Origin of the sequence: Pedobacter sp. 22163, from assembly GCF_052045595.1 — a bacterium.
GTDB lineage: Bacteria > Bacteroidota > Bacteroidia > Sphingobacteriales > Sphingobacteriaceae > Pedobacter.
In genome coordinates this window covers 66,344-91,296 of record NZ_JBQEPM010000002.1, presented here as the reverse complement: position 1 = coordinate 91,296, position 24,953 = coordinate 66,344, and the positions used below count along the sequence as shown (strand labels likewise).

Here is a 24,953-nt window from a genome sequence, read left to right as displayed (position 1 = left end):
CATGTTTCACTTGGCGCGCAAGCTCTATCAAACAAATCTCTCTCCGTTTCGCTTCAAGCCACTATAACGATCTTGAACATAAAAAAGCCCTGCAGTTTTAATCCTGCAAGGCTTCATAATAAGATTGCGATATCCCGATAAAGGATCGGGATTCGCAATGACGATTAGTCGATTATGGCCAAACGCCTAAATTCATATAAGAAACCGCAATTTTATCGATTGAATTTACAAAAGCAGCTGTTCTCAATGTTTGAGTTGCTGGCTTGTTCATTAACGTTTCGCGGATTTCGTGGTAAGAGTGGATCATGGTGTCTTCTAAACCAGAGTTAACCAATTCCATTTCAGATGCGCCTTTAACAATCATTAAACGGTGCTCAGGGAGGATCGTTTTACCGGTTAGGTTTTCTAAAGTATTGATCAGATTGGCATTTGAATTAGCTGCATAACGGTTCTCCATACGACCGAAGGCCACATGAGAAAGGTTTTTCAACCACTCGAAATAAGAAACCGTAACACCACCCGCATTGCAATACATATCAGGAATGATGATACCGCCCATTTCGGTAAAAATTGTTTCAGCTTCTGGCGTTGTTGGACCATTTGCACCTTCAGCAATAATTTTCGCTTTGATATTACGGATGTTAAGCTCAGTGAACTGGTTTTCTAAAGCTGCAGGAACAATGATATCGCAATCTTGCTCTAAACCTTCCATCGAATTTTTAAAGTCTTTAGCACCAGGGAACCCTAAGATCGAACCAGTATTTTTACGGTGTGCAAAAACCTCATCCACATTTAATCCATTAGGATTGTAAATAGCACCTTCAAACTCACATAAACCTACAATAGTAGCACCAAATTCTGCTAAGAATTTAGCCGAATGGTAGCCCACATTACCTAAACCCTGAACAATTACTCTTTTATCGCCTAAACCAGCTTTAAAGCCTATTTTAGCCATATCTTCTGCCACTTCAACACATTCGCGTACTGCATATGCAACACCACGTCCTGTAGCTTCCTTCCGGCCACGGATACCATGTAAAGCGATTGGTTTACCAGTTACACAGCCTAAAGCGTCTAACTGACCAGGGTTCATGGTCATATAAGTATCGGCAATCCAGCTCATTTCGCGTTCGCCAGATCCATAATCAGGAGCGGGAACATCGATACCTGGGCCAATAAAGTTTTTCTTAATTAATTCTGTTGTATAACGGCGGGTGATGGTTTCTAACTCGGCAACGCTGTATTGTTTAGTGTTAATTTTAATACCACCTTTTGCGCCACCAAATGGCACGTTAACAATAGCACACTTGTAAGTCATTAAGGCCGCAAGCGCCATAACCTCATCTTCGTTTACCATTTCACTGTAACGGATACCACCCTTGGTAGGGCTCATGTGGTGAGAGTGTTCTACACGCCAAGCATCAATTACTTCAAAACCGTTTCCGCGGCGGATTGGGAATTGGAAACGATATACACTATTACATGTTTTAATCTGGTTCAATAAACCTTCTGGATGATTGGTGAATTGAGCCGCACTGTCAAAGTTCTTACAAACATCTGCAAAGAACTTGTTCTCGTCTGCTAGATTAGCCATTATTTATTTTTTATATTGAATAAGTTTTCGGTGCAAAATTGCCTAAAAAAACTGCACATATCCAAATGCAAAAAGACTTAGTGTAAAGCAAACACCATTCCATTTTAGCCTAAAATGAGCTTTTACACCCGCTGGAGAAAACTGTTTAAAAACTATATCAAAACACGTTTAAACCCAGATATCTTAGTCAGTATACACCATAAAACGACTATTTTTATAGGCTTTATTACAGCTTATTTTGATCAAAAAAAAATTATAAAAAAAATATTCAAAACAGCCTTTTATTACAACACTCAACAAATAAAAGCTAAAAAACAGATCAATATTACGAATATTGCAAATACAAATAAAAAACTGGACATAAAAAAAGTGATCAATTGTGTTGATCACTTCTTAAAGTTAACCTAAATCGTCCCGTTGATTTAATTTATAACTAACCAAACTTGATCAATAAATAATCAAGAAACAATACTGTGATGTAGGTATTTTATGTGGTTACTGCGCTGTATTTTTAATTAGGGCTTTTAAAATTAGCAAAAACCTCTTTTACAACAAGATATACACAAAAAACTGATTAATTTAGTCTTAAAATACATCAATTTACCGACAATTAAAGCCAAATATGGTTTTAACCAGCATTCGTATTTACGCTATTATTTATCAGTTTGGTTTTCTTTTTCTATTTTCTTTAATCTTTTATCGATTGAGAAAAGATAGGCCAACAAACCTACAAGAATAATTACGATACATATTACCACAACATATATCTTTCCATTGCTACGAAGGCTATCAGCCATTTCTACGCCATTATCCTGCGCAAATAACTGCATGGTGGCCATCATTAATATCAGGGAGAAAAATATCTTCTTCATTTTAGTTATGTTGTTGTTTGTTTTCTATATTACGTATTCTGAAACGGATGGTATAAACCCAGTAACCGATTAATATCCAACCTAAACAAGCAGGATAAAATACCATTCGCATGCGGCTGTCTAAATCGTAGCTGTTAAAACCTGGGTTACCACCATTGCCTGGGTGTAATGAATCTTTTAAACGGGGCAAAACAAAAAGTAATACCACCATCATTGGAAAGGCGAAAATATTGTAAATGGCAGAAATCTTGGCTCTTTTCTGTTCTTCATCAATCGCATTGCGCAGAATGAGGTAGGCAAAATAGAGCAAAATTGAAATGGCAGCGAAATTCTGTTTAGGATCGAAGCTCCAGAACTGTCCCCAGGTATATTTAGCCCAGATAGCACCTGTTACTAAACCTAAAACGCCAAAAACTATCCCAGCGTTTACACTTTCTACGGCTTTAATATCATCAATTTCACTTTTGGTGCTCAATGATTTTATACTGTAAAAAACAGAGATCGAAAAGAGCACAATCATGGCAAACCACATCGGAACATGGAAGTACAGATTACGGATTGTTTCGTTCAAAATAGCCAGATGCGGTACCCCAAGCAATAAACCTGCTATTGCAGTATAAATTACCAAAACCGAACCTAAAATTTTCCACCAAGTTTTATTCATACCTATATAATTATTGAGTTTTGAATGACTGAATTAGTAAATGTTATTCTCTATTCTATCATTCAATCCATCTCTCATTCAATCATTTTTTAATCCCTCCAAAGGTAAGGAAATAACAATAAAGACGTTGCCACCATGAGTACATTCACCACCAGTAACATCGCTATTTCATCGTAACTATTTTCCCACGGCAAGCCGTCAACAGCATTTTTGGCCAGTTTAATTAACAGGATCAACACTGGAATAATAATTGGAAAGCTTAAAATAGCCATCAACATTCCTCCATTTCCCGCTTTGCTAGCAATTGCCGAAACCATTGTAAATACAGTAGAAAAACTGATGCTACCCAATACCACGGCGATGTAATACATTGTTAAATCGGGCGGGGTAAAAGAATCGAAAACCAGTGTATAAAAACCTAAAGCAATTGTAGTAAGCACCAACATAAGGAGCGTATTGTAAACCGTTTTAGAAATTAAAACCGCAGCTGGACTTGCCAAAATATAACTGTATAATTGTTGCCCTTTGGTTTCTTGCAAAAAACTTTTCGATACGCCATTAATTGAGGCGAAAAGCATGATGATCCAAAACAAGGCATTCCATGTTAATTTATCGCCCAGGCTAACAAAAGAGAGGTAACAGGTAAAAATGGTAGAAACTACATAAAGCAATACACCGTTAATGGTATATTTGGAGCGCCACTCTAACAATACTTCCTTGTGAATTAAATATTTAACCTCTTTGGCCAATTGCATAACCGCAAAGATACTTTTATTGATAAATATTGCATGCTTAAATTGTTGTATTGTTGTAATTTTGTTTAAAGTTTAGGTGGCAGAAAAAAGTTTCAAACCACAGATGAAGAGAATAAACACAGATGGCATTTTTTCGTAGCAGCACAAATGTTCTAAAAATCTAAATTAAGCGCGGAACACAAAAAATGTCCACAACAATCTGTGTTCATCCGTGAGAATCTGTGGTTAAAGTAATTATGATATGAACTACGCATCAGTTATCCCATCGCCTGTTGGCACAATAACCATCTTAGCTGATGACGATTTTGTACATGTAATTACTTTTGCCGAAAAGGATATTAAAGGGTTCTCAGAAAACGAACTTACGGTAAAGGTAGCCAACCAGTTAAATGATTATTTTAAAGGCGATTTAAAGGCTTTCGATTTTCCGATAAAGCAAAAAGGGACTGAATTTCAGCAGGAGGTTTGGCAGCATTTATTAACCATACCTTTTGGCGAAACCACTTCATATGCCAAATTTTCTGCACAAAATCCATTAGCTATACGGGCTATTGCCGCAGCAAACGGAAAAAACAATATTGCCATTGTAGTGCCATGTCATAGGGTAATTGGCAGTAATGGTAAACTTGTAGGCTATGCAGGTGGTTTATGGCGTAAACAATGGCTGCTACAACACGAACGTGAAGTTGCCCAAAAAGGACAAACTGAATTAAAATTTTAAAACCATACTTTATTTTGCAGATGAATACAGAGCAAGCTGAAACAACTAAAAATTATATAAAAGCCGTCCGTTTAATTAATATTGAAGATAACAAATGTGCTTTTGAAACGGGTACAATCCCTATCCGTCAGCATATTAATGCCAGTTATTTTTTCGCCCAAACCGATGTATCAACTTTAGAGAAGATCCCTCATCCCGCACCAAGGCGTCAATACGTAATTACGATTAAGGGTAAACTTCAGTTTACAGTAAGCAATGGAGAAACTTTTATTATCGAGCCGGGCATTATACTCATTGCCAATGATACGGCTGGAGAAGGGCACACATGGGAGGTTATAGAAGGTAATGAATGGGAAAGAATCTATATTCCCCTGGAAGATGATACCAACGATTATTTTATCGCAGATACTAAATTTTAAATTCTGCTCCTAAAATCTTCCTACATTTAAAATAATTTATATTTTTGGAAGATACCAAACGCTCAATGAACTACAATCCTGGCTTACATATTTTATCAGAGTTCTCGTCTGAAAAAACTGAACAACTTTCTTCCTTTCACGATTGTAAAGCACTTTTTAACAGCTTAATTGAGACAAATGGGCTGGAAAAGGTTGGCGAAGTTTACCACGATTTTCCTAATGGGGGTTTTACGGCCGTAATCTGTTTGACAGAATCTCACCTGTCTATCCATACATGGCCTGAATTTAAACTGGCAACTTTTGATATTTTTTTATCAAACTATCAAAAAGACAATACCCAAAAGGTTAAAGATATTTATGAAGCTGTACTCCATTTTTTTGAAGGGATAGAAATACAGAAAACTGAAGTTTTTCGCTAATGGAGAATTCAGTAAAATCATTTTTTAAATTATCAGAGACAATTACTTGTTCGATTTGCAAACAAGATATTGTGCTTTACGAGCCAGCTAAAAGCGAGTATATAGTTTGCCCATCTTGTTTCTCGTACCTACATATTTTTACCAGGGCAGAAACAAGGCTGAACAGAAAATTAGATCAACCGGATAAAGTTCTCGTATTAAAACTCGGTTCAACAGGAAATATTCATGGCACTGAATTCAAGGTAATTGCCTATCTCGAAAAAAAGGAAGCCAATACCAGCTATGCCTGGCGTGAATATATCTTAACCAGCCCCGATAAAGGTTATGTTACCTTATCAGAATTCGATGGCCATTGGAATTTTATCGCAGGCGAAGATTTTCTCCCTGATTATAAAGCGCCTATATCTTACGGATTAAGCATTGGTTATAAAGATGTTGAATACAAACTTTTTAACAGGTATACACCAATAGTTACAGCCATGCTTGGTGAAGTAGATTGGGATGTGGTTAACGAAAGGATTAAAGCTACCGAATACATCGCACCACCTTTTATGGTTGTAAAGGAGGTTAGTAAAGCAAATAACCAAACCAATTATTATATTGGCGAGTACCTCGATGCAGAAGTAATTGCCGATGCATTCAAAATTGATAAAAACGACTTACCCAAGCAGATTGGGATTGGTGCAAACCAGCCATCTAAGGCCTTTGACAGGTGGACAGCCTCATTAAAGATAACAGGCGCAGCTATTATCTTAGTGCTGCTTTTCCATTTACTGTTCAATGCAATAAAACCTGAAAAGGAGTTAATAAACGATGATTTTTTAATTGTTTACGATACTAAAGGTGGTCCTGATTCTTTCAGGTCGTTTATTACGCCGTCTTTTACGCTTGATGATGAATCATCAAATATTGAATTCGAAATCGCCTCGGCAGTTGATAATAACTGGCTGGAAACCACAATTGTACTGGTTAACGAAAGCGATAACAAAACCTGGGAAGTAAGTAAAGGGATCGAATATTATCATGGTACTGAAGATGGCGAAAGCTGGTCGGAAGGTTCTACAAAAGAATCGGTTGTGCTATCAGAAATACCTAAAGGAAAATACCATTTAAACGTGTATCCATCATCAGGAGATGTATTTAGAAATAACCTTTACATAAAAGCGGTGAGTAATGTAACCATGTGGGGCAATACGATAACCACCATATTATTACTTTGTATTTTTCCGGCCATCTGCTGGCTTTTAATGCGCGATTATGAAAAAAGAAGATGGAATAACAGCGATTTCTCACCTTTTGTAAATGGAGAATAAATGAATCTGAAACCGATAAAATATTATCTTATTTTACTGCTGGCCTTTATAGGTTTTTATGGCTACAGTGGTTTAAAAGGCCGTGCTTACTTCCCAGATAAAGTAGAAAAAAACACAGAATTTAATGGCAATAAAAGTCATTCTGGTCATGTAAATAGATTTTACCATAAATAAAAACATTATGAGTTTAAATGAATTAATTAACATCAAGTACATTATTGCGTCATTGGTTTATTCCGTATTGGGCATAATGGTTCTCTTTATAGCTTTTTGGATTATTGAAAAAATGACCCCCGAAAACCTTTGGAAAGAAATACTGGAAAAGCAAAACCTGGCATTAGCAATCGTTTTTGCGGCTTTTATTATTGCAATGGCAATTATTATAAGTTCAGCAATTCATAGTTAGCATGAACAAAAAGCTACCTGCACTTTTATTAATTTCTGTTTTTGTTGTTGCCACGTGCGGTCTCATTTACGAGCTGATTGCGGGTACACTTGCCAGCTATTTGCTTGGCGATTCAGTTACCCAGTTCTCTACAATAATTGGCGTTTACCTTTTTTCTATGGGTATAGGCTCCTGGATATCTAAGTATTTCGAAAAGAATATCCTCTCGTGGTTTATTCAGATCGAAATTTTAGTCGGCTTAGTTGGGGGTTTTAGTTCAACCGTTTTGTTCCTTGTTTTTGAAAGTATTGCTTCATTCAGGATTGTATTATATGGTTTTGTAAGCCTAACAGGTATTCTTGTGGGTTTAGAAATCCCATTGCTGATGCGCATCCTTAAAGACCGCTACGAATTTAAAGATCTGGTTTCGAAGGTTTTTACATTCGACTACATCGGAGCACTACTGGCCTCACTAATTTTTCCGCTCTTGCTTATCCCCCATTTAGGGCTGGTAAAAACAGCTTATATGTTTGGGATGCTCAACGTTGCTGTGGCTTTAATTGTGTGTTTAAGTTTCAAAAAAGAAATCAGGGCTTCCAAATATCTGCAGAGTGCATCTATGGTAAGCATTATTTTATTGCTGGTAGGTTTCGTTTACGCGGATAAAATCACCAGTTTCTCCGAAAGTCAGACCTATAGCGATACCATTATTTATTCAAAAAGCACACCTTATCAACGGATTATTCTGACTAAAAAAAATAAAGTTTTACGGCTTTTCTTAAATGGAAACCTCCAGTTTAGCTCTGATGATGAGTATCGATACCATGAAGCACTGGTACATCCCGGCTTGCAGGCATTGCCCTTTGCTAAACATGTGCTCGTAATGGGTGGTGGAGATGGCCTTGCTGTTAGAGAAATCTTAAAATACTCCAATATTGATTCGGTAACACTGGTAGATTTAGATAAAGGAATGACAAGCCTTTTTCAATCGAACAAGATCCTTTTAGCTTTAAACAAAAATGCACTCTTATCGCCAAAGGTTAAAGTAATTAATGCCGATGCTTTTAGCTGGATCAAAGCACAGCATAAAAAATTCGACTTCATTGTCATCGATTTTCCAGACCCCTCAAACTATGCTGTTGGCAAGCTGTATACCAACGCTTTTTACAACCTGGTCAAGGGTATACTTGCACCAAAAGGTTTAATGGTTGTTCAGTCAACTTCACCTTATGTTGCACCAAAATCTTTTTGGACGGTTAACAAAACCCTCGAAAGTGTGGGTTTAAAAACCATTCCATATCACAATTATGTACCTTCTTTTGGCGAGTGGGGTTACATTATGGCAACCGGTCCGGATAATATTTACAAAAAACCTCAGCAATATTTACCTGGTTTAAGGTTCGTTTCGAAAGAAAGTTTAGATCTTATGCTTTTCTTCCCAAAAGATATGGCCAAGGTAGAAACTGATGTAAATAAATTAAACAACCAGATTTTGGTGAAATATTTCGAAGATGAGTGGGCAAACGTTTTATAAAGATGATTTATCGGCATATTTAAAACGGCGTTCTTTTCTTTTGAGGATTGGATTGATAACAGGTGGCATTTTTCTGAACAGCTGTTATAAAAAAATCAGATCAACCAGATACAACATTAAAGGTACTTTACAGGGCCCAAATGCAAAAGCTGGTCATATTTTGCGCGATAAGATAAAATTACCAGCCCCAAATAACACCAGAAAGGTAAAAACACTGATTATCGGCAGCGGAATTTCAGGTTTATCGGCTGGCAGATGGTTAAAAAAGAATGGTGAGACGGATTTTGAAATCCTGGAACTGGAAAATCACACTGGCGGAAACTCTTATTTTGGCACGAATAAAGTATCCTCATATCCATTAGGTGCACATTATATTACCATTGCAAACAATGATGATAACCTGCTTATCGATTTTTTGCAGGAAATTAATGTAATTACTCATTTCGAAAAAGAACTCCCCTATTACAACGATTATTTTCTCACTTTTGATCCTGAGGAAAGATTATTGATCAATGGTGAATGGCAGGAAGGTTTGGTGCCCGATTTTGGCGTACCCACAACTGATAGAGAACAGATTAAGCGCTTTTTACAAGAAGTAGATCAGTTAAAAAACACCAAAGGAAAGGACGGAAAATTTTTGTTCAATATCCCACTAAGCTCTTCATCAAGCGATCCTGGCTTCAGAAAACTGGATAAGATTTCTTTTCGTTCGTACCTCGAAGAAAAAGGATACGATTCTAAATACCTATTGTGGTATTTAAACTATGCCTGCAAAGATGATTATGGGCAAAAGATAGATAAAATATCAGCCTGGGCAGGTTTACACTATTTCGCTTCGCGCAGAGGAAAAGCAGCAAATGCCGAACAGAATGCCATACTAACCTGGCCCGAAGGCAATGGCTGGCTCATGAAGCAACTTGCTAAGCAGCTAAAAGATCATATCAAAACATCAATCCTATGTTATGGTTTAAAATCGATGGCAAATGGCGATGTAACAGCTTCCATATATAATGTGCATACCAACACCACTGAGGAAATAATAGCCGAAAAGATTATTTTATGCACACCACAATTTGTAAACAATCGCTTACTCGGAAACTTTAACCGGAATATTGATTATAAAGCTTTTAACTATTCTCCATGGCTGATCGCCAATATTACCATTAACGAATTACCAGAATCGAAAGGTATAAATCTTTGTTGGGATAATGTGGCCTATAATACGCCCTCTGTTGGTTATGTAAATTCGGCGCAGCAACATTTAAAGCTCTCGGAGGATAAAAAAGTAATTACTTATTACCTGCCGCTGTGTGATTTTGAACCCGCAGTTGCACGGCTGGCAGCATATGCGAGAAGTTACGAACAATGGCTTGATATTGTTGTTCCTGAATTGGAGATGATCCATCCGGGAATTACAGATGCTATTGAAAATATCGATTTCTGGATTTGGGGGCACGGAATGATAGCACCTACCACAAATTTTGTTTGGAGTGAAAATTTGGAAAAAGCGAAAGCTCCTATCAATAATAAAATTTTCTTTGCCCACAGTGATCTGAGCGGGGTATCTATCTTTGAGGAGGCTTTTCACCAGGGTATTAACGCAGCAAAACAGGTTTTAAATGCTACCACATAAACAAACCCAACCCTGGCTTAATACTGCATGGAGTGATGTTATTTTCATTATATCGCCTGCATTTTTCTCTTTATTGCTGGTTTTGCTTTTCCCGGGTCAGTTTCAAAACTCATCAGGTATTCCATTGGCTTATTGGGTATTTTTAATTGTTTTTATAGATGTTGCACATGTTTACAGCACGTTATACCGAACCTATTTTAGTCCGGGTAATTTCAAAAGGCAGTATACATTGCTTATTTCTATTCCATTGGCCTGTTATGTTACAGGTGTTATACTTTACCGGTTCGATGGTTTATGGTTTTGGAGAATATTGGCTTATTTGGCCGTTTACCATTTTATCAGGCAGCAATATGGCTTTATGCGCCTGTATTCCCGTAACGAAAATTCAACCAAACTGTTCACTACAATTGATAAAATTGCCATTTATACCGCAACTTTATACCCTTTGCTTTTTTGGCATTTAAGCAGTGTCCGAAATTTCAACTGGTTTGTAGAAGGTGATTTTTTCACTTTTAAGAACGATATGCTATTAAGATACTCCGGCATGGTGTACGTCTTAATCATCGCCATCTATGCGGTTAAAGAAATTATATTGATCATCGGCAAAAAGTGGATTAACATTCCGCGCAACTTAATCGTAATCGGAACGTTTTTATCCTGGTATTTCGGCATCGTTTATTTTAATGGCGATATGGCTTTTACTACCTTAAACGTAATTTCGCATGGCATCCCGTATATGGCGCTCATCTGGTTTTTTGAAAAGAAAAAAATCGGAGATAAAACCGTTAAGAATAAAATCATGGATCTGTGCTTCGGAAAATTCGGGATATTTTATTTCTTATTGATTTTGGTATTATTTGCCTACCTGGAAGAGGGCCTCTGGGATGGTTTGGTATGGAAAGAACATCAATCGGTTTTCAAACCTTTTTCAAGCTTGCCGCAGGTTACCAATAGTGAGTTATTATCGCTTCTGGTTCCACTTTTAGCCTTACCACAGGCTACGCATTATATACTTGACGGCTTTATCTGGAAAGCAAAAAACAAATTCTAAAGAATTCGTCCGTTTATCCGTTTCGTAGGATAAATGTTGACTGCTGGATGATCGAACTTGCAGACGATTATTCTTAAATTGTGGTAAGTTATCCCGGTCATAAATTTTGTTCATCATGAGCTGTAATCAGACTATGCCGAAGAAAACTCATGATGAAATTGTAGCCTGATGTAAAGCTAAAGGATGTGAGGTAGGTAAATTAACCTCGCAATTCCACGAAAAGCTTAAGCCGTAATTTTTTCGCCACGTTTAACACTGAAAAGCATAAATATAACCCCAACTAAAAGTACAATCCAACCCCACTGGAAATGAACAACTTTACCTATAAGTTTATTGGCGAAGCCATATTTAGTATAATTATTTGCAGTAAAATAAACAGCAACTACCGCTAAAACATACCAGATAGCCATTACGAAACTCATAAACTTAAAGGCACCTACTTTTCTGATAAACAGAAACAACACCGAAATGGCGATAATGGCATATGTGATCAAAAACAAACGTGCATCTGATTGATACAAGTTCCAATTGCCTTTAATGGGCACTTTTAACATTGGGCAGAAACCTGCAATAACGCATAGCAAAATGCCTAACCAAGCCCTGAATTTATTTAATACTAACATAGTTAAGATGATTACACTGATTTTAGCGATTTCACTGATTGGTTAATTGGTTTAACGGGAGTTAATAGTTTATAGCTAACTTACTTGGCATTTTTTAATGACTAATGACTAATGACTAATGACTAATGACTAATGACTAATGACTAATGACTAATGACTAATGACTAATGACTAATGACTAATGACTAATGAACTATTGCCCCTCAATAATCCCCATCTTATCTGCAAAGTGGGCACAGTAATCACGTAAATCTTCAACAATCAAAGTTTCGTTTGTGGCTTTCAAAAAGCTATCGCCCATGGTTTGCAAGGTTTCGTAGAAGAAACGTTTCATCTCATCAACAGGCATATCTTTTGTCCAAAGATCTATCTTTAAAGTATTTTTATAATTGTGGTCCCAAACCGATAAAAACATAGCCTTTGCAGGCACTTTATCTGCGTTTCCAGAATCTGTACTCTCCCAAAGTATGTTATCGGGGTTATTGCCTTCATCTAACTCAACCGTTATTTTTATTTCTGCTTTTTTCATATTAATATTGATTTCACCGATAAAGAGACTACGTAAATTTATCTACTAATTTTTCCGGATGCAAAGATGCTTATTTAATTTGATTCCACAGATTGGTTGATTGCACCGATAAAGATTGTTGAGATATTTTTACGATTTAATTACGCTACTTTTTGGAGTATCAGCATCAAAACAGCCGCAATAACGATAAATATCAATTCTACCACCCAGATCCTTTTAATATCTTTCAACGTGAACCGGAAAATCATATCTGTAATAAAGGTTACAAGGATAAGGCAACCTAAAATCAGGAGATAAAAGCCGCTCATATCCACATGGCGTGGTACCGTGCTTTTCTCTGAAACTAAATTTACGGCCACTAATCCCAAACCAATGGCGCTAACGATATTTAAAGGCGTAATCCTAAAGTTCATCTGTGTTATTTATTTGTTTTCAATTGTCAGATGGAGCCTTTGACAATTGAAATAATTATTTAAAAAATTAATAATTATTTTAATTGTGTTGGGTTCATTACTTTTTCTTATCGAATTTTTTACCTTTTTTAAAACTCTTTACCTGTTTGCCGGCCTTTGCTTTGGCTTTTTCTCTTACCTTTTTCTCTATTGCAGCAGCATGCTTTTTCTCGTGGAAAGCGCCCTTAAAATCAGGATCTTCCTTACGTTTCTGCATATCGATTTCCTTCGCAATATGCTGGCGCTCTTCATAAGGCGTTTCATCAATGAAAACACCTTCCGGAATTTCGGCCACTGGAATATATTGGCGGATCAATTTTTCGATCTTGCGGATATAATATTTTTCGGCATCCGTAGCAAAAGTTATCGCGTCGCCTTTGGCAAAAGCCCTACCGGTACGGCCAATACGGTGTACGTAATCTTCTATAATGATAGGCACATCAAAATTGATCACATGACTTACATCACTCACATCAATACCCCTACTTGCCACATCTGTGGCCACTAGCACCCTGATATTACCCTCTTTGAAACTGTTTATTGAGTTAATTCTGGTGTTCTGCCCTTTATTGGCGTGGATTACACGAACATTCTCAGCACCATATCTGCGCTCAATAAAACTGTAAATATTATCAGCAACGGTTTTTGTTTTACAGAAAATGATCAGGCGGTTAAAAGCCTCATCATTCTTCAACAAATGCTGCAATAGGTTAATTTTCGTTTTAAAATTCGGAACGTAAAACAAAGTCTGCGTTACGTTTGCAGCAGGGGTTGCTTGCGCAGATGCCTCAATCACAAGTGGATTATTCAAGAAATCGCCTGCAATTTTCTGTACTAAATCGCTCATGGTTGCCGAAAACAACAAATTTTGGCGTTTACGCGGTACGATTTCCAAAATCCGGTGTATAGAGCCAATAAAGCCCATATCCATCATTTTATCCGCTTCATCCAGCACCAAAAATTTTAGGCTCTGTGTATTAATATCACCTGCCAAATATAAATCCAAAAATCTTCCGGGTGTAGCAATCAGGATATCAACCCCTTTAGCGATCTGCTCTTTCTGTGTTTTCGGACCGATTCCACCAAAAATTACTAAAGAACGTAAATCCGTATAAGTAGAAAATAACTTTACCTGCTCGGCAATCTGCATTGCGAGTTCGCGGGTTGGAGATAGAATTAAAGCCCTCGGATTATCGCCTTGAGCATATTTCAACTGCATTAAAATTGGCAGAACAAAAGCAGCGGTTTTTCCTGTACCAGTTTCGGCAATACCAAAAATATCCTGCCCAGATAATACTGGTGCAATTGCTTTTTCCTGTATCGGCGTGGCAACGGTATAACCTGCATCGGCAACTGCATTTAAAATTTGCCTGTTTAACTTAAATTCTTCGAACGATTTTGCCATAGCGCACAAAGATAGTGATTAAGGTTGACGGTTAGAAGGCGTAAGGCAGAAGGTTTTGATGCATTCTAAAATGCAAGATTCCTTTTATAAGAATTAGGTGTAAAGCAATTTCAATAATTCTTCGGTTAGGGCAGCCCTGCTATCCGTTTTATCCCGATAAAAATCGGGATGCCCACTACTATCAGGTTTATTTAACCAAAAACAGTAACATTAAACTCAGTTCAGCACCTTTCATCCGCCAAATTAGCGTGTCAAAATTCTCAAATCTCATATCTAACTTCTCAAATCTATTTTTACCTTTGAAACCATGAATACTTACCTGATAAAAGCTGCCACAATTGTAAATGAAGGACAAAAAATTGTTGCCGATGTATTGATAAAAGATGGATTGATAGCCAAAATCGGTCAAAATCTATCTGCTCCTGATGCGCAAGAAATTAACGCAGAAGGACAATACCTTTTACCAGGTATGATTGACGATCAGGTACATTTCCGCGAACCAGGTTTAACACATAAAGCCGATATTTTTACCGAAAGCATGGCCGCTGTAGCCGGAGGGATTACCTCCTTCATGGAAATGCCCAATACTGTACCCAATACACTAACACAGGGCTTATTAGCTGATAAATATGAAATTGCTTCCCAAACTTCGTTAGCGAACTATTCGTTTTACATGGGGGCCAGCAACGACAATATTGAAGAGGTTTTAAAAACCGATCCTAAAAACGTTTGCGGTATTAAGGTTTTTATGGGTTCATCAACCGGTAATATGCTGGTGGACAACGAAAAAACCTTAGAAAACATTTTTAGTAAGGCGCCGATATTAGTGGCTACCCACTGTGAGGATGAAGCAACTATCCGCGAAAACTTAGCCAAGTTTAAGGCGCAATACGGTGAAGACCTGACCATTGATATGCATCCTCTAATCCGCAGCGCAGAGGCTTGTTATAAATCATCATCACTAGCGGTCGAACTGGCTAAAACTTATCAAACCAGGTTGCATATCTTACATATTTCTACAGCAAAAGAAATAGCACTATTTGACAATATTACGCCTTTAAAGGATAAAAAAATTACTGCAGAAGCTTGCGTACATCACCTTTGGTTTAACGATAAGGATTACGCTTCAAAAGGAAATTTCATTAAATGGAACCCTGCGGTAAAAACCGAAGATGATCAGAAAGGAGTGCTTAAAGGTGTTCTTGAAGATTATATTGATGTAATTGCAACAGATCACGCTCCACACACATTGGCAGAAAAGCAGCAGCCTTACGCCCAAGCCCCATCTGGTGGTCCATTGGTACAGCATGCCTTACCAGCACTGCTAGAAATGCATTTACAGGGTAAAATCTCTTTAGAGAAAATCGTAGAAAAAACAGCACACAACCTGGCCATCTGTTTTGATATCGAAAAACGTGGTTTCATCCGCGAAGGCTACTGGGCAGATTTGGTTTTGGTAGACCTGAAAGATTCCTGGACAGTAACCAAACTTAATAATTTCTATAAATGTGGTTGGAGTCCGTTCGATGGAGATACCTTCCAGGCAAGCATTACCCACACTTTTGTATCAGGGAATCTGGCTTATCAAAATGGCAAATTCACGACCGATCAGATCGGAAAACGCCTAACTTTTGCCAGATAGATTTGTTATATTTGTTTAGCTTAATGAATTAGCGATGACAGACTTGCAATTATTTTCGGAAATTTCATCACTCCCGTCAAACATGAAGAAGGAGGTTTCGGATTTTGTTGCTTATTTGAAAGAAAAGGAGAAAAATAAAAGCATAAATCCTACAGATCAAGTTGAAGAACCTGCCGTTAAATACGGTGTTAAATTTTCAGATATCCTATTAAATGGCCCCGTCTTCTCTGAGGCCCAAATTGAAAAAATCGAAGAAACAAGAAAATCCATAAATGAATGGCGGACCAAATAATAATGGTTGATACATCTATTTTGATTGATTATTTCCGTAAAAAGGACAAATCACAAACGAGGTTGTTTATGCTATCTCAAAAGTCTCAAAACTTATGCATTTCTAGCATCACAGAATTTGAAATTTATACCGGGGCAAGAGGTGAACAGATTGAATTCTGGAAAATAATGTTATCGAATTTGGTTGTATTTCCATTTGATAGTGCCGCAGCTTTAGCAGCTGTAGACATTCAGAATAACCTTAAAATACTTCGCAAAAGCATCGATAAGGCTGATTTATTCATTGCAGCAACTGCTGTTGCTCACAATTTATCGTTCGATACACTTAATCAGAAACATTTCGAAAGCATTGAGGATTTGAAACTACTTAAAAGATGACTACTTTCAATCATCCTATCAAAGATAGAACAACAAAACAACTTTTGCAGATCGTAAGTTCTCCTGAAGATTGGAATGAAATTGCCTTGATACAGGCAGAAGAGGAACTCAAGTTGAGAAATATACCTGAGGGTGAAATAAACCAAAGTAAATTTTATACTCAAAAAGAAATACAAATCGGAAATTTTAAGCTTGCAAATGAGTCATATTATATCATAGATTTCATATTTAGTCCGCTAACAACACTTTTTGAGATTATAGTTTCTTGGGAATTAAGGAAAGATGGATACCTTAGAAAAGCAGACCAACAACAATTACTAAGGCCAATATTCATATTGGTGATTATTATGATGGTCATTATTTTCAACTGGTAATACAAATGCAAAAAAATAAATCTATCTACTCAAAATTTATCGTTGTTTTAGTAATTGCGCTGCTAATTTATCTATTTGGTTTCTTCCCAACCCTTGTTCAAAAATATTATTCAACGGGCTTTTATCTTTATATTTCTTCAATATTAAGATTTATATCATCTATTTTTCCTTTCGCCATTGGCGATATCATTTACGCCTTATTGATTGGTTTTGTACTTTATAAGATCGTTAGATTTTATAAACAACGAAAATCGCTAAAAAGACAGGATAGAATTCTTGTTCCTTTACAGGTCCTCAGCTTCTTCCTGCTGCTCTATATCATATTCAAAATTGTATGGGGTTTAAATTACAGCCGGCCAAGCATTAGTGAAGAACTGGGTATTGGCAATGAAAAATATAACGTTAAAGAATTAGTTATTCTTGGCGATTATTTTATCCAAAAAACCAATAATCTAAAACTGAAGCAAGGCAAAATTCCAGCTTACACGATCAAAGAAATGGAATCAAAATCCGCAGAAGCCTATTCGCTTATGTTGCGAAAAAATAAATTATTCCAATATCAAAACCCTTGCTTAAAATCTGTTTTAAATTCATGGATGATCAGTAAAATTGGCATCGAAGGTTATTACGCACCGCTTTCTGGCGAAGCCAATATGAATATGAATTTACCAGATTTCGTTAAACCTTATGTAAGCTGCCACGAAATAGGCCATCAACTGGGCATCGCTTATGAAGACGAAGCCAATCTTTTGGGTTATCTCACTGCAAGCAACAGCGTTGATGTAAATTATCAATATTCGGCCAATTATGAAATGTTACGGTATATTTTATTCGAGATCAGAATGAAATCTCCTGATGATTATAAATTGCTTTATTTGAAACTCTTACCACAGGTTTTAGCCGATTTTAAAACCGAAAAAGAATTCTGGCGAAAATACAACGGCGATATGTTCGGTTATATGGATGCCGCATTCGATAGCTTCTTAAAACTGAACAATCAAAAAAAAGGAATCGATAGTTATCAGGATATTGTAATTTGGCTGTGGAATATACATAAAAAGGAGTTAACAGTTACCAATTAACAGTTGATGATGAAAACTGCAAACCGAAAACTGAACTATCCGTGTATCGCTTCTTTAGTTCCAAAACTTTGTATCAGTTCCCCTTCAAAATCTAACCATTCTTTCCATCGTTTGTCTACATCAACATCAATACTGTATTTACGCGCAAAATTTAAAAATGTGGTATAATGCCCGGCTTCTGAGACCATTAGTTCATGATAAAACCTGGCCAGTTCCTGATCTTTTATATTTAACGAAAGTACCCTGAAACGTTCGCAGCTTCTAGCTTCAATCATTGCTGCAAATAATAACCTGTCAATAAAAGCCATATTCCGGCTTCCATCCTTTTTACTAAATTTCACCAAACGACCAACATAGTCATCTTTCCGCTCGCGACTTAAAGTATAACCCCGTTTTTTTATAATTTCAATTACCATCTGGAAATGCTGCATTTCTTCGATGGCAATCGCTGTTAATTCATCTACAAGATCCTGATGTTCTGAATTTTGAGTAATTAAAGTAATGGCATTGGTTGCCGCCTTTTGTTCACACCAGGCATGGTCAGATAAAATTTCTTCTAAATTCGATTCCGCAATATTTGCCCAACGTGGGTCTGTCAATAATTTTAATCCTAACATGTAGTGCTTGTAATTGAGCCGCAAAATTAAGAATATTTAAGATACGTTTAATATCCCCCACACATTTAAAAGATTATACAGATTTACATTTCATCCTGTGAAAATCACATTTATCTGTGGGAGCCAAAAAAAAGAACTTATTTTGCAGGTAAATGGAAACAACCGCTAAGAAATTATTAATTATTGGATTTGTTTGGCCCGAACCCACTTCATCAGCAGCGGGTACGAGGATGATCCAATTGATTGATTTATTTCTATCTAAAGGTTATCAGATCACTTTTGCATCAGCGGCATCAAAAAGCGATTTCAGTTATGATTTTAGTAAGACTAGCGTTGTTGAGCAACAAATCAAACTAAACGACCAAAGTTTCAACCTATTTCTGGAGGAATTAAATCCAGAAATGGTACTGTTCGACCGCTTTATGGTAGAAGAGCAATATGGTTGGCGGGTTCAGCAGGAATGCCCTGATGCAGTTAGGATTTTAGATACCGAAGATTTACATTGCCTGAGAAGTGCACGCCAACAAAGCGACAAGAAAAGACAGGTTTTAGATTTATTTTCGGACACTGCAAAAAGAGAAGTTGCTTCAATTTTACGCTGCGATTTATCTATAATGATTTCAGAAGTGGAGATGGATATACTGAAAAATCAATTCAAAATTGATCCTTCACTAATTTATTATTTACCATTTCTCGAAAAAGAAATCGATCTGCAGGTTGTCGAAAAATGGATTCCCTTTGAAGATCGGGCAGATTTTGTTTTCATTGGCAATTTCCTTCATGAGCCCAACTGGAATACCGTTCAGGTTTTAAAAACCAAGATCTGGCCAATACTCAGAAAAAGGCTTCCAGGTGCAAACTTGAATATATTTGGATCTTATGCCTCGCAAAAAGTGCTTCAGTTGGATAACAAAAACGAAAAATTCTTAATTAAAGGAAGAGCTTTAGACGCAAAAGAAACCATTGCTAAACATCGGATATTACTTGCCCCTATTCAGTTCGGCGCAGGCGTAAAAGGGAAATTTATTGATGCCATGCAAGTAGGTACCCCATCGGTAACCACATCCGTTGGTGCAGAAGCCATGAAAGGCGATTTAGATTGGAACGGTAGCATTGAAGATAATTTAGCGTTATTTATTGATGAAGCCGTAAAACTCTATCAGGATAAAAATGCCTGGCAAGTCGCACAGCAAAATGGCGTAAAGATTATTAACCAAAGGTATTCTGCTAAATATTTTACAGATCAATTCATTAAGGACGTTGAAAGATTAGCTTCAGATTTAATGGCACACCGACAAAATAACTTTTTTGGACAGCTATTAAATCACCATACGGCACAGAGCACTAAATATATGTCGTTGTGGATTGAGGAAAAGAATAAGAGATAGTCCAGAGTCTTTAGTCCGAAGTCGGGAGTCCGAGGCCCGAAGATATAGTAATATCAATAAAACTCCCAACTTTCGAACCTCCGACCTCGGACTTTTTCAACTAAAACTTACAACTTAACAACAATTTTAGCACAACATTATTGTAAATTTGCAGCCATGGCAAAAATATCAATTAACCTTGCTACAGGTTCGTTTCAGAAGGAAGAAATTATAGTTGGAATAGATTTAGGTACTACCAATAGTTTGGTGGCGTTTATCAATCCAGATAAGAATCCGCAGGTAATTAACGATGCAGGTAAAGGAATATTGGTACCATCGGTGGTATACTTTAATGGACAGAATGAAGCCGTTGTAGGTAACGAGGCTAAAGAATACTTAACCACCGATCCTTCAAACACCATTTTTTCAGTTAAAAGATTACTTGGCCGCTCTTACAAAGATGTAGCCGAACACGCAGCTATTTTTTCTTACAAAATTATTGATGATGATAGCGATGCATTGGTTAAAATCCATGCTGGCGACCGTTTCTACACACCGATCGAATTATCGGGGGAAATTTTGAAGGAGCTTAAAGCAAGAGCAGAACACGCGCTAAAAACTCAGGTTAACAGAGCTGTAATCACTGTTCCGGCATATTTTAACGACAGTCAGCGTCAGGCCACAAGAGATGCCGGGAAACTGGCCGGCTTAGATGTGATGCGAATTGTAAATGAACCTACCGCAGCAAGTTTAGCTTACGGAATTGGCTTAGATCCCTCACAACAAAAAACAATTGCAGTTTACGACCTAGGAGGAGGAACATTTGATGTTTCTATTCTACAGATCCAGAATGGAATTTTCGAGGTATTGGCCACAAACGGCAATACTTATTTGGGTGGCGATGATTTCGATCGGGCCATTTTAAATTACTGGCTGGAGAGAAACAACCTAGATGTAGCAGTAGTTGCTCAGGATAATATTTTGATGCAAACCTTACGTCTACAGGCTGAGGCGGCTAAAAAAGCGTTATCAACCCAAAATTTATACAACGAACAGGTTGGCGAAATCTGGTGCACACTTGATAAACAGACTTTCGAGCAGTTAATTGCAGCAAAGGTTGAAGAAACCATCACCGCTTGTAAAAATGCATTAAAGGATGCAGATTTATCAGCCAGCGATATTGATGAGGTCATTTTAGTGGGTGGTTCTACCCGTACGCCCTTTGTAAAACAGGCTGTAGAAAATTTCTTTGGTAAAAAACCACAGGATAATATCAATCCTGATGAGGTAGTAGCACTTGGCGCAGCCATTCAGGCCGATGTTTTGGCAGGAAACCGTTCTGACATCTTGTTATTAGATGTTACGCCACTTTCTTTGGGTATCGAAACCATGGGTGGCCTGATGGATGTAATTATTGCCCGCAACAGCAAAGTACCTACTAAAGCTGGTCGCCAATACACCACTTCGATAGATGGACAGGTAAATATGAAAATCTCTGTTTATCAGGGAGAGCGCGATTTAGTGAAAGAAAATAGAAAGCTGGCTGAGTTCGACTTAAAGGGAATTCCTGCAATGCCTGCGGGTTTGCCGAAAGTAGACATCAATTTTTTACTGAATGCCGATGGAATTTTAACTGTTCAGGCGATAGAGTTACGTTCGGGTGTTAAACAAGAGATCGAAATTACACCAAGTTATGGCTTAAGCGACGATACAGTAGAGAAAATGCTGCTTGATAGCATAGAACATGCTAAAAGTGATGTGGAGCAACGTATGCTTATTGAAGCAAGAAGCGAAGGCGAACAATTGCTTTATACCGCTGAACGTTTTATCGAAAAACATGCCGAGCATTTAACCGAAGGAGAAATTTCAGATACTAAAGTACACATCGAAGCACTTAAAACGGCGTTAGCTACTCAAGAAAAAGATACCATTTTGAAGAAAGCAGATGAGCTGAATGAATTTACCCGTCCTTTTGCCGAACGTGTAATGGATGCGGCGATTTCTACTGCCATGAAAGGTAAGAAGATAGAGTAGTTTTCGGTTTTGGCAATTGGCAGTTTTCAGCCTCAGTACGTCATCCTGATCCGATAGCTATCGGATTTATTTCAGGATCTTTCCTGCTATTGAGGCCAATATATTTGTTTTTTGTTTTGGAAAGCAAAGGCAATGCTTATCGGGTTCCGATACTCCCGCTTTTGTTTCTGCCGATGAAAAATCGGCATCCACGCCAATCGGGTTTAGCTAACTTAGGCCAGTATAAAAAACTCAGGTTGCAGTGTGCATAAACTAATCCAAATAATTATCTTCGGTTTAGGGTCATGGCATATACTATTCTCACCTTTAAACAATGCATAAATTTAGAATCTTAATTGGCTTTCTTTTCATTTTCATAGCTTATTATGGTAGCGTTTCCGCCCAATCAGATACATCTTTAATCAAATCACATTTAAAAACCTTAACCAAAACACCTGGATTTCGTAACCATAATAATATCGATCAACTCAATCTGACAGCCGATTATATCAAAACAATCTTTGAAAAATCATCAGATAGCGTTTCTGTACAAGAATATAATATCGGTCAAAAAACTTTTAAAAATATTATCTGCTCTTTTGGTACTGAAAATAAAAAACGGATCATCATTGGTGCACATTACGATGTTTGTGGTGATCAGGAAGGTGCAGATGATAATGCCAGTGGCGTTGTGGGTTTATTAGAGCTCTCCAGGTTATTGCAAGGCAAAAAATTAGAATACCGTATCGACCTCGTTGCCTATACCTTAGAAGAGCCTCCATATTTTAGAACCGAATTCATGGGCAGTTATATCCATGCCAAATCCTTAAACGAGGCTAAAGCCGATATTTATGGAATGATTTCACTGGAAATGATCGGATACTTTAAAGATGAAGAAAAATCTCAAGACTATCCCTTGGGTATCTTATCCGTAAAGTATGGAAATAAAGGAAATTACATCACAATTGTTAAAAAATTTGGTTCAGGTGCTTTTGTAAGTCAATTTTCTAAAAGTTTTAAATCCACAAAAAATATTCTTACCAAAACCTTTTCAGGCCCACCCGCATTATCAGGCATCGACTTTTCAGACCATTTAAACTATTGGAAATTTGACTACGATGCCTTAATGATCACCGATACTTCTTTCTATCGGAATAAAAACTACCATCAAAAAACCGATACTATGGAAACGCTAGATATTCCAAGAATGAGTAAGGTGATTGATGGTGTTTATAATGGAATCATTTCTCTGAAGTTGTAAAAATTGAATCAATGATTACCTCGATAAAAGTTAAAGACAATGGCAACATATTTATTATGATTTATATCTTCTGCATGTTCCCATTATTATTTATTGCACCGATATTTATGTTTAATCTAAGTTATGCTCAATCTGCTTTAATTACAATGTCGATATTGACAGTATTTTTCATATTCTATTTCAGGAATCTAATCTCCAAACAAGAGGAATATGCTATCATAGCCAATGAAAATGAAATCATATTGTTAAAACTGGGAAATTTTAAGTGGAATGAAATTAAAACAATAAAAGCTATTGATGATGAGTCATTTGGGCGTAGAAGATATTCTTTCATTAGCATTGTTTTACAAAATGGCAGAAAGTTTAAAATTGAATCTACAAATTTCGATTACTCCAACCACGAGCTCGAAACCATTTTAAACAAGCTAGGTAAACTTACAGGTTAATAATTTTCATAATATTTCTTACCATACATCAAAAGCTACTTTCCGCCTATCCATTAACTTTGTTAAAATTATTTTAACATTATGGAATTAGGCATCGGTATGTTTGGCGATTTGCAGATTAATGCAAAAGGAGAAATTCAACCCGCTCAGCAAAGACTTCAGGAAATTATAGCAGAAATTAAACTAATGGACGAGGTTGGTTTAGATTTTTATGGAATTGGCGAACATCATCGCCCTGATTACGCCGTATCGAGTCCTGAAATTATATTGGCCGCGGCAGCTACAGTAACCAAAAACATTAAGTTAAGCAGTGCAGTTTCGGTTTTAAGTTCATCCGATCCGGTTAAATTGTATCAAAATTTTGCCACAATAGATTTAATTTCGAATGGCAGGGCCGAATTAATGGCTGGTCGTGGAAGTTTTATCGAGTCGTTTCCGCTGTTTGGTTATAACCTTCAAGATTACGACGAGCTTTACGAAGAGAAGTTAGAATTGCTCCTTAAAATAAACAAGGAGCCCAAAATCAGCTGGAAGGGTAAATTCAGACCAGAACTGAATAACCAGGAAATATTACCAAGAGCCGTAAACGACAATTTAAAAATATGGGTAGCCGTTGGTGGAACACCAGAATCGGTAGAACGCGCCGGGAGATTAGGTTTACCTGTAATGTTTGCTATCATCGGCGGTCAGCCGATACAGTTTAAGCCACTTTTCGATTACTACAAAAGAGTTTACGAAGCGTATGGACATGACAAGAGTAGATTTGAAGTAGGTGTGCATATGCACGCTTTATTTGGCGAAAACAGTAACGAAGTTGCAGATTACTACTACCCTCTTTATTCTGCTCAAATGAATAGGATCGGTAAATCACGTGGTTGGGCACCTTATCAACGCAATCAGTTCGACGCTGGCCGAAACAGTAGTGGTGCTTTAATTATTGGCGATGTAAACGAATCTGTAGAGAAGATTTTAGCCATGGAAGAAACCTTTGGTTTAACACGTTTCTCAGCACACATGGACGTAGGAGGTCCATCTCACACAGCCTTAATGAAATCAATTGAATTATTCGGAAGCAAAATTGCACCAAAAGTACGCGAGGCTTTAAAGAAATAA

The 24,953-nt window shown here is 37.1% G+C and carries 28 protein-coding genes; 19 read left to right on the top strand and 9 right to left on the bottom strand.

What is annotated here, in order from left to right:
• Positions 1-172: 172 nt before the first annotated feature.
• From ACTJKN_RS04820 to ACTJKN_RS04805, 4 genes are all read right to left on the bottom strand, one after another.
• Positions 173-1,594, bottom strand: a complete 1,422-nt coding sequence (locus tag ACTJKN_RS04820; RefSeq protein WP_057932370.1) for a Glu/Leu/Phe/Val family dehydrogenase — start codon at positions 1,592-1,594, stop codon at positions 173-175.
• A 653-nt stretch (positions 1,595-2,247) separates the two neighbouring features.
• A complete protein-coding gene (locus ACTJKN_RS04815) occupies positions 2,248-2,466 on the bottom strand; it encodes a CcmD family protein (RefSeq protein WP_029275364.1) in 219 nt (72 codons plus the stop codon).
• Between the two features lies 1 nt (position 2,467).
• Positions 2,468-3,130, bottom strand: a complete 663-nt coding sequence (ccsA, locus tag ACTJKN_RS04810) for a cytochrome c biogenesis protein CcsA (protein ID WP_440823156.1) — start codon at positions 3,128-3,130, stop codon at positions 2,468-2,470.
• An 89-nt stretch (positions 3,131-3,219) separates the two neighbouring features.
• Positions 3,220-3,885: a heme exporter protein CcmB gene (locus ACTJKN_RS04805; RefSeq protein ID WP_440823154.1), complete on the bottom strand. Its 666-nt coding sequence runs from the start codon at positions 3,883-3,885 to the stop codon at positions 3,220-3,222.
• A 241-nt stretch (positions 3,886-4,126) separates the two neighbouring features.
• Here ACTJKN_RS04805 and ACTJKN_RS04800 point away from each other — a divergent pair, with 241 nt between their 5' ends.
• The 9 genes from ACTJKN_RS04800 to ACTJKN_RS04760 are packed head-to-tail and all read left to right on the top strand — an operon-like array spanning position 4,127 to position 11,360.
• Positions 4,127-4,606, top strand: a complete 480-nt coding sequence (locus tag ACTJKN_RS04800; RefSeq protein WP_440823152.1) for a methylated-DNA--[protein]-cysteine S-methyltransferase — start codon at positions 4,127-4,129, stop codon at positions 4,604-4,606.
• Positions 4,607-4,626: 20 nt separating this feature from the next.
• Positions 4,627-5,025, top strand: coding sequence for a hypothetical protein (locus tag ACTJKN_RS04795; RefSeq protein ID WP_440823150.1), 399 nt, complete (start codon positions 4,627-4,629; stop codon positions 5,023-5,025).
• A 44-nt stretch (positions 5,026-5,069) separates the two neighbouring features.
• Positions 5,070-5,444: an S-adenosylmethionine decarboxylase family protein gene (locus tag ACTJKN_RS04790; protein WP_440823148.1), complete on the top strand. Its 375-nt coding sequence runs from the start codon at positions 5,070-5,072 to the stop codon at positions 5,442-5,444.
• Positions 5,444-6,757 carry a DUF4178 domain-containing protein gene (locus tag ACTJKN_RS04785; RefSeq protein WP_440823146.1) on the top strand — a complete coding sequence of 438 codons (1,314 nt, stop codon included), beginning with the start codon at positions 5,444-5,446 and terminating at the stop codon, positions 6,755-6,757. Before ACTJKN_RS04790 ends, ACTJKN_RS04785 begins: the two co-directional genes overlap by 1 nt.
• Entirely contained in the window at positions 6,758-6,931 is a 174-nt protein-coding gene (locus ACTJKN_RS04780) for a hypothetical protein (protein WP_440823144.1), read from the top strand.
• Positions 6,932-6,938: 7 nt separating this feature from the next.
• Positions 6,939-7,163 carry a DUF350 domain-containing protein gene (locus ACTJKN_RS04775; RefSeq protein ID WP_230143628.1) on the top strand — a complete coding sequence of 75 codons (225 nt, stop codon included), beginning with the start codon at positions 6,939-6,941 and terminating at the stop codon, positions 7,161-7,163.
• Position 7,164: 1 nt separating this feature from the next.
• Positions 7,165-8,676, top strand: coding sequence for a polyamine aminopropyltransferase (locus ACTJKN_RS04770; RefSeq protein ID WP_440823142.1), 1,512 nt, complete (start codon positions 7,165-7,167; stop codon positions 8,674-8,676).
• Positions 8,654-10,309 carry an NAD(P)-binding protein gene (locus tag ACTJKN_RS04765; protein ID WP_440823140.1) on the top strand — a complete coding sequence of 552 codons (1,656 nt, stop codon included), beginning with the start codon at positions 8,654-8,656 and terminating at the stop codon, positions 10,307-10,309. Before ACTJKN_RS04770 ends, ACTJKN_RS04765 begins: the two co-directional genes overlap by 23 nt.
• Positions 10,296-11,360, top strand: coding sequence for a hypothetical protein (locus ACTJKN_RS04760; RefSeq protein WP_440823138.1), 1,065 nt, complete (start codon positions 10,296-10,298; stop codon positions 11,358-11,360). The genes ACTJKN_RS04765 and ACTJKN_RS04760 overlap by 14 nt, the downstream gene beginning before the upstream one ends.
• A 224-nt stretch (positions 11,361-11,584) precedes the next feature.
• On the opposite strand, the gene ACTJKN_RS04755 is transcribed toward ACTJKN_RS04760, so the two are convergent.
• The 4 genes from ACTJKN_RS04755 to ACTJKN_RS04740 form a co-directional block, all read right to left on the bottom strand.
• Positions 11,585-11,983 (bottom strand): hypothetical protein, encoded by a 399-nt coding sequence (locus tag ACTJKN_RS04755; protein ID WP_440823136.1) that lies wholly within the window; start codon positions 11,981-11,983, stop codon positions 11,585-11,587.
• Between the two features lie 193 nt (positions 11,984-12,176).
• The gene (gldC, locus tag ACTJKN_RS04750; protein ID WP_029275370.1) at positions 12,177-12,512 is read right to left on the bottom strand and encodes a gliding motility protein GldC; all 336 of its coding nucleotides are present in this window, start codon (positions 12,510-12,512) and stop codon (positions 12,177-12,179) included.
• Positions 12,513-12,652: 140 nt separating this feature from the next.
• Complete coding sequence (locus ACTJKN_RS04745; protein ID WP_440823134.1) at positions 12,653-12,925, bottom strand: hypothetical protein; 273 nt, start codon at positions 12,923-12,925, stop codon at positions 12,653-12,655.
• A gap of 97 nt (positions 12,926-13,022) precedes the next feature.
• Positions 13,023-14,369, bottom strand: a complete 1,347-nt coding sequence (locus ACTJKN_RS04740) for a DEAD/DEAH box helicase (RefSeq protein WP_440823132.1) — start codon at positions 14,367-14,369, stop codon at positions 13,023-13,025.
• Between the two features lie 307 nt (positions 14,370-14,676).
• Between ACTJKN_RS04740 and ACTJKN_RS04735 the strand changes: the two genes are divergently transcribed.
• From ACTJKN_RS04735 to ACTJKN_RS04715, 5 genes are all read left to right on the top strand, one after another.
• Positions 14,677-16,011: a dihydroorotase gene (locus ACTJKN_RS04735; RefSeq protein WP_440823130.1), complete on the top strand. Its 1,335-nt coding sequence runs from the start codon at positions 14,677-14,679 to the stop codon at positions 16,009-16,011.
• 82 nt (positions 16,012-16,093) lie between these two features.
• Positions 16,094-16,303, top strand: coding sequence for a hypothetical protein (locus tag ACTJKN_RS04730; RefSeq protein WP_440823128.1), 210 nt, complete (start codon positions 16,094-16,096; stop codon positions 16,301-16,303).
• On the top strand, positions 16,288-16,680 hold the full coding sequence (locus ACTJKN_RS04725) for a type II toxin-antitoxin system VapC family toxin (protein ID WP_440823126.1): 393 nt from the start codon (positions 16,288-16,290) through the stop codon (positions 16,678-16,680). The genes ACTJKN_RS04730 and ACTJKN_RS04725 overlap by 16 nt, the downstream gene beginning before the upstream one ends.
• Positions 16,677-17,054 (top strand): hypothetical protein, encoded by a 378-nt coding sequence (locus ACTJKN_RS04720; protein WP_440823124.1) that lies wholly within the window; start codon positions 16,677-16,679, stop codon positions 17,052-17,054. The genes ACTJKN_RS04725 and ACTJKN_RS04720 overlap by 4 nt, the downstream gene beginning before the upstream one ends.
• Positions 17,055-17,059: 5 nt before the next feature.
• Positions 17,060-18,136 (top strand): DUF3810 domain-containing protein, encoded by a 1,077-nt coding sequence (locus tag ACTJKN_RS04715; RefSeq protein ID WP_440823122.1) that lies wholly within the window; start codon positions 17,060-17,062, stop codon positions 18,134-18,136.
• Between the two features lie 35 nt (positions 18,137-18,171).
• Here ACTJKN_RS04715 and ACTJKN_RS04710 read toward each other — a convergent pair whose 3' ends face one another.
• Positions 18,172-18,753: a tRNA-(ms[2]io[6]A)-hydroxylase gene (locus ACTJKN_RS04710; protein ID WP_440823120.1), complete on the bottom strand. Its 582-nt coding sequence runs from the start codon at positions 18,751-18,753 to the stop codon at positions 18,172-18,174.
• 152 nt (positions 18,754-18,905) lie between these two features.
• Here ACTJKN_RS04710 and ACTJKN_RS04705 point away from each other — a divergent pair, with 152 nt between their 5' ends.
• From ACTJKN_RS04705 to ACTJKN_RS04685, 5 genes are all read left to right on the top strand, one after another.
• On the top strand, positions 18,906-20,141 hold the full coding sequence (locus tag ACTJKN_RS04705; protein WP_440823118.1) for a glycosyltransferase: 1,236 nt from the start codon (positions 18,906-18,908) through the stop codon (positions 20,139-20,141).
• Positions 20,142-20,297: 156 nt separating this feature from the next.
• Complete coding sequence (gene dnaK, locus ACTJKN_RS04700; RefSeq protein WP_440823116.1) at positions 20,298-22,154, top strand: molecular chaperone DnaK; 1,857 nt, start codon at positions 20,298-20,300, stop codon at positions 22,152-22,154.
• A gap of 313 nt (positions 22,155-22,467) precedes the next feature.
• The gene (locus ACTJKN_RS04695; protein ID WP_440823114.1) at positions 22,468-23,394 is read left to right on the top strand and encodes a M28 family peptidase; all 927 of its coding nucleotides are present in this window, start codon (positions 22,468-22,470) and stop codon (positions 23,392-23,394) included.
• A gap of 11 nt (positions 23,395-23,405) precedes the next feature.
• Positions 23,406-23,840, top strand: a complete 435-nt coding sequence (locus tag ACTJKN_RS04690; protein ID WP_440823112.1) for a hypothetical protein — start codon at positions 23,406-23,408, stop codon at positions 23,838-23,840.
• An 81-nt stretch (positions 23,841-23,921) separates the two neighbouring features.
• Positions 23,922-24,953, top strand: a complete 1,032-nt coding sequence (locus ACTJKN_RS04685) for an Atu2307/SP_0267 family LLM class monooxygenase (protein WP_440823110.1) — start codon at positions 23,922-23,924, stop codon at positions 24,951-24,953.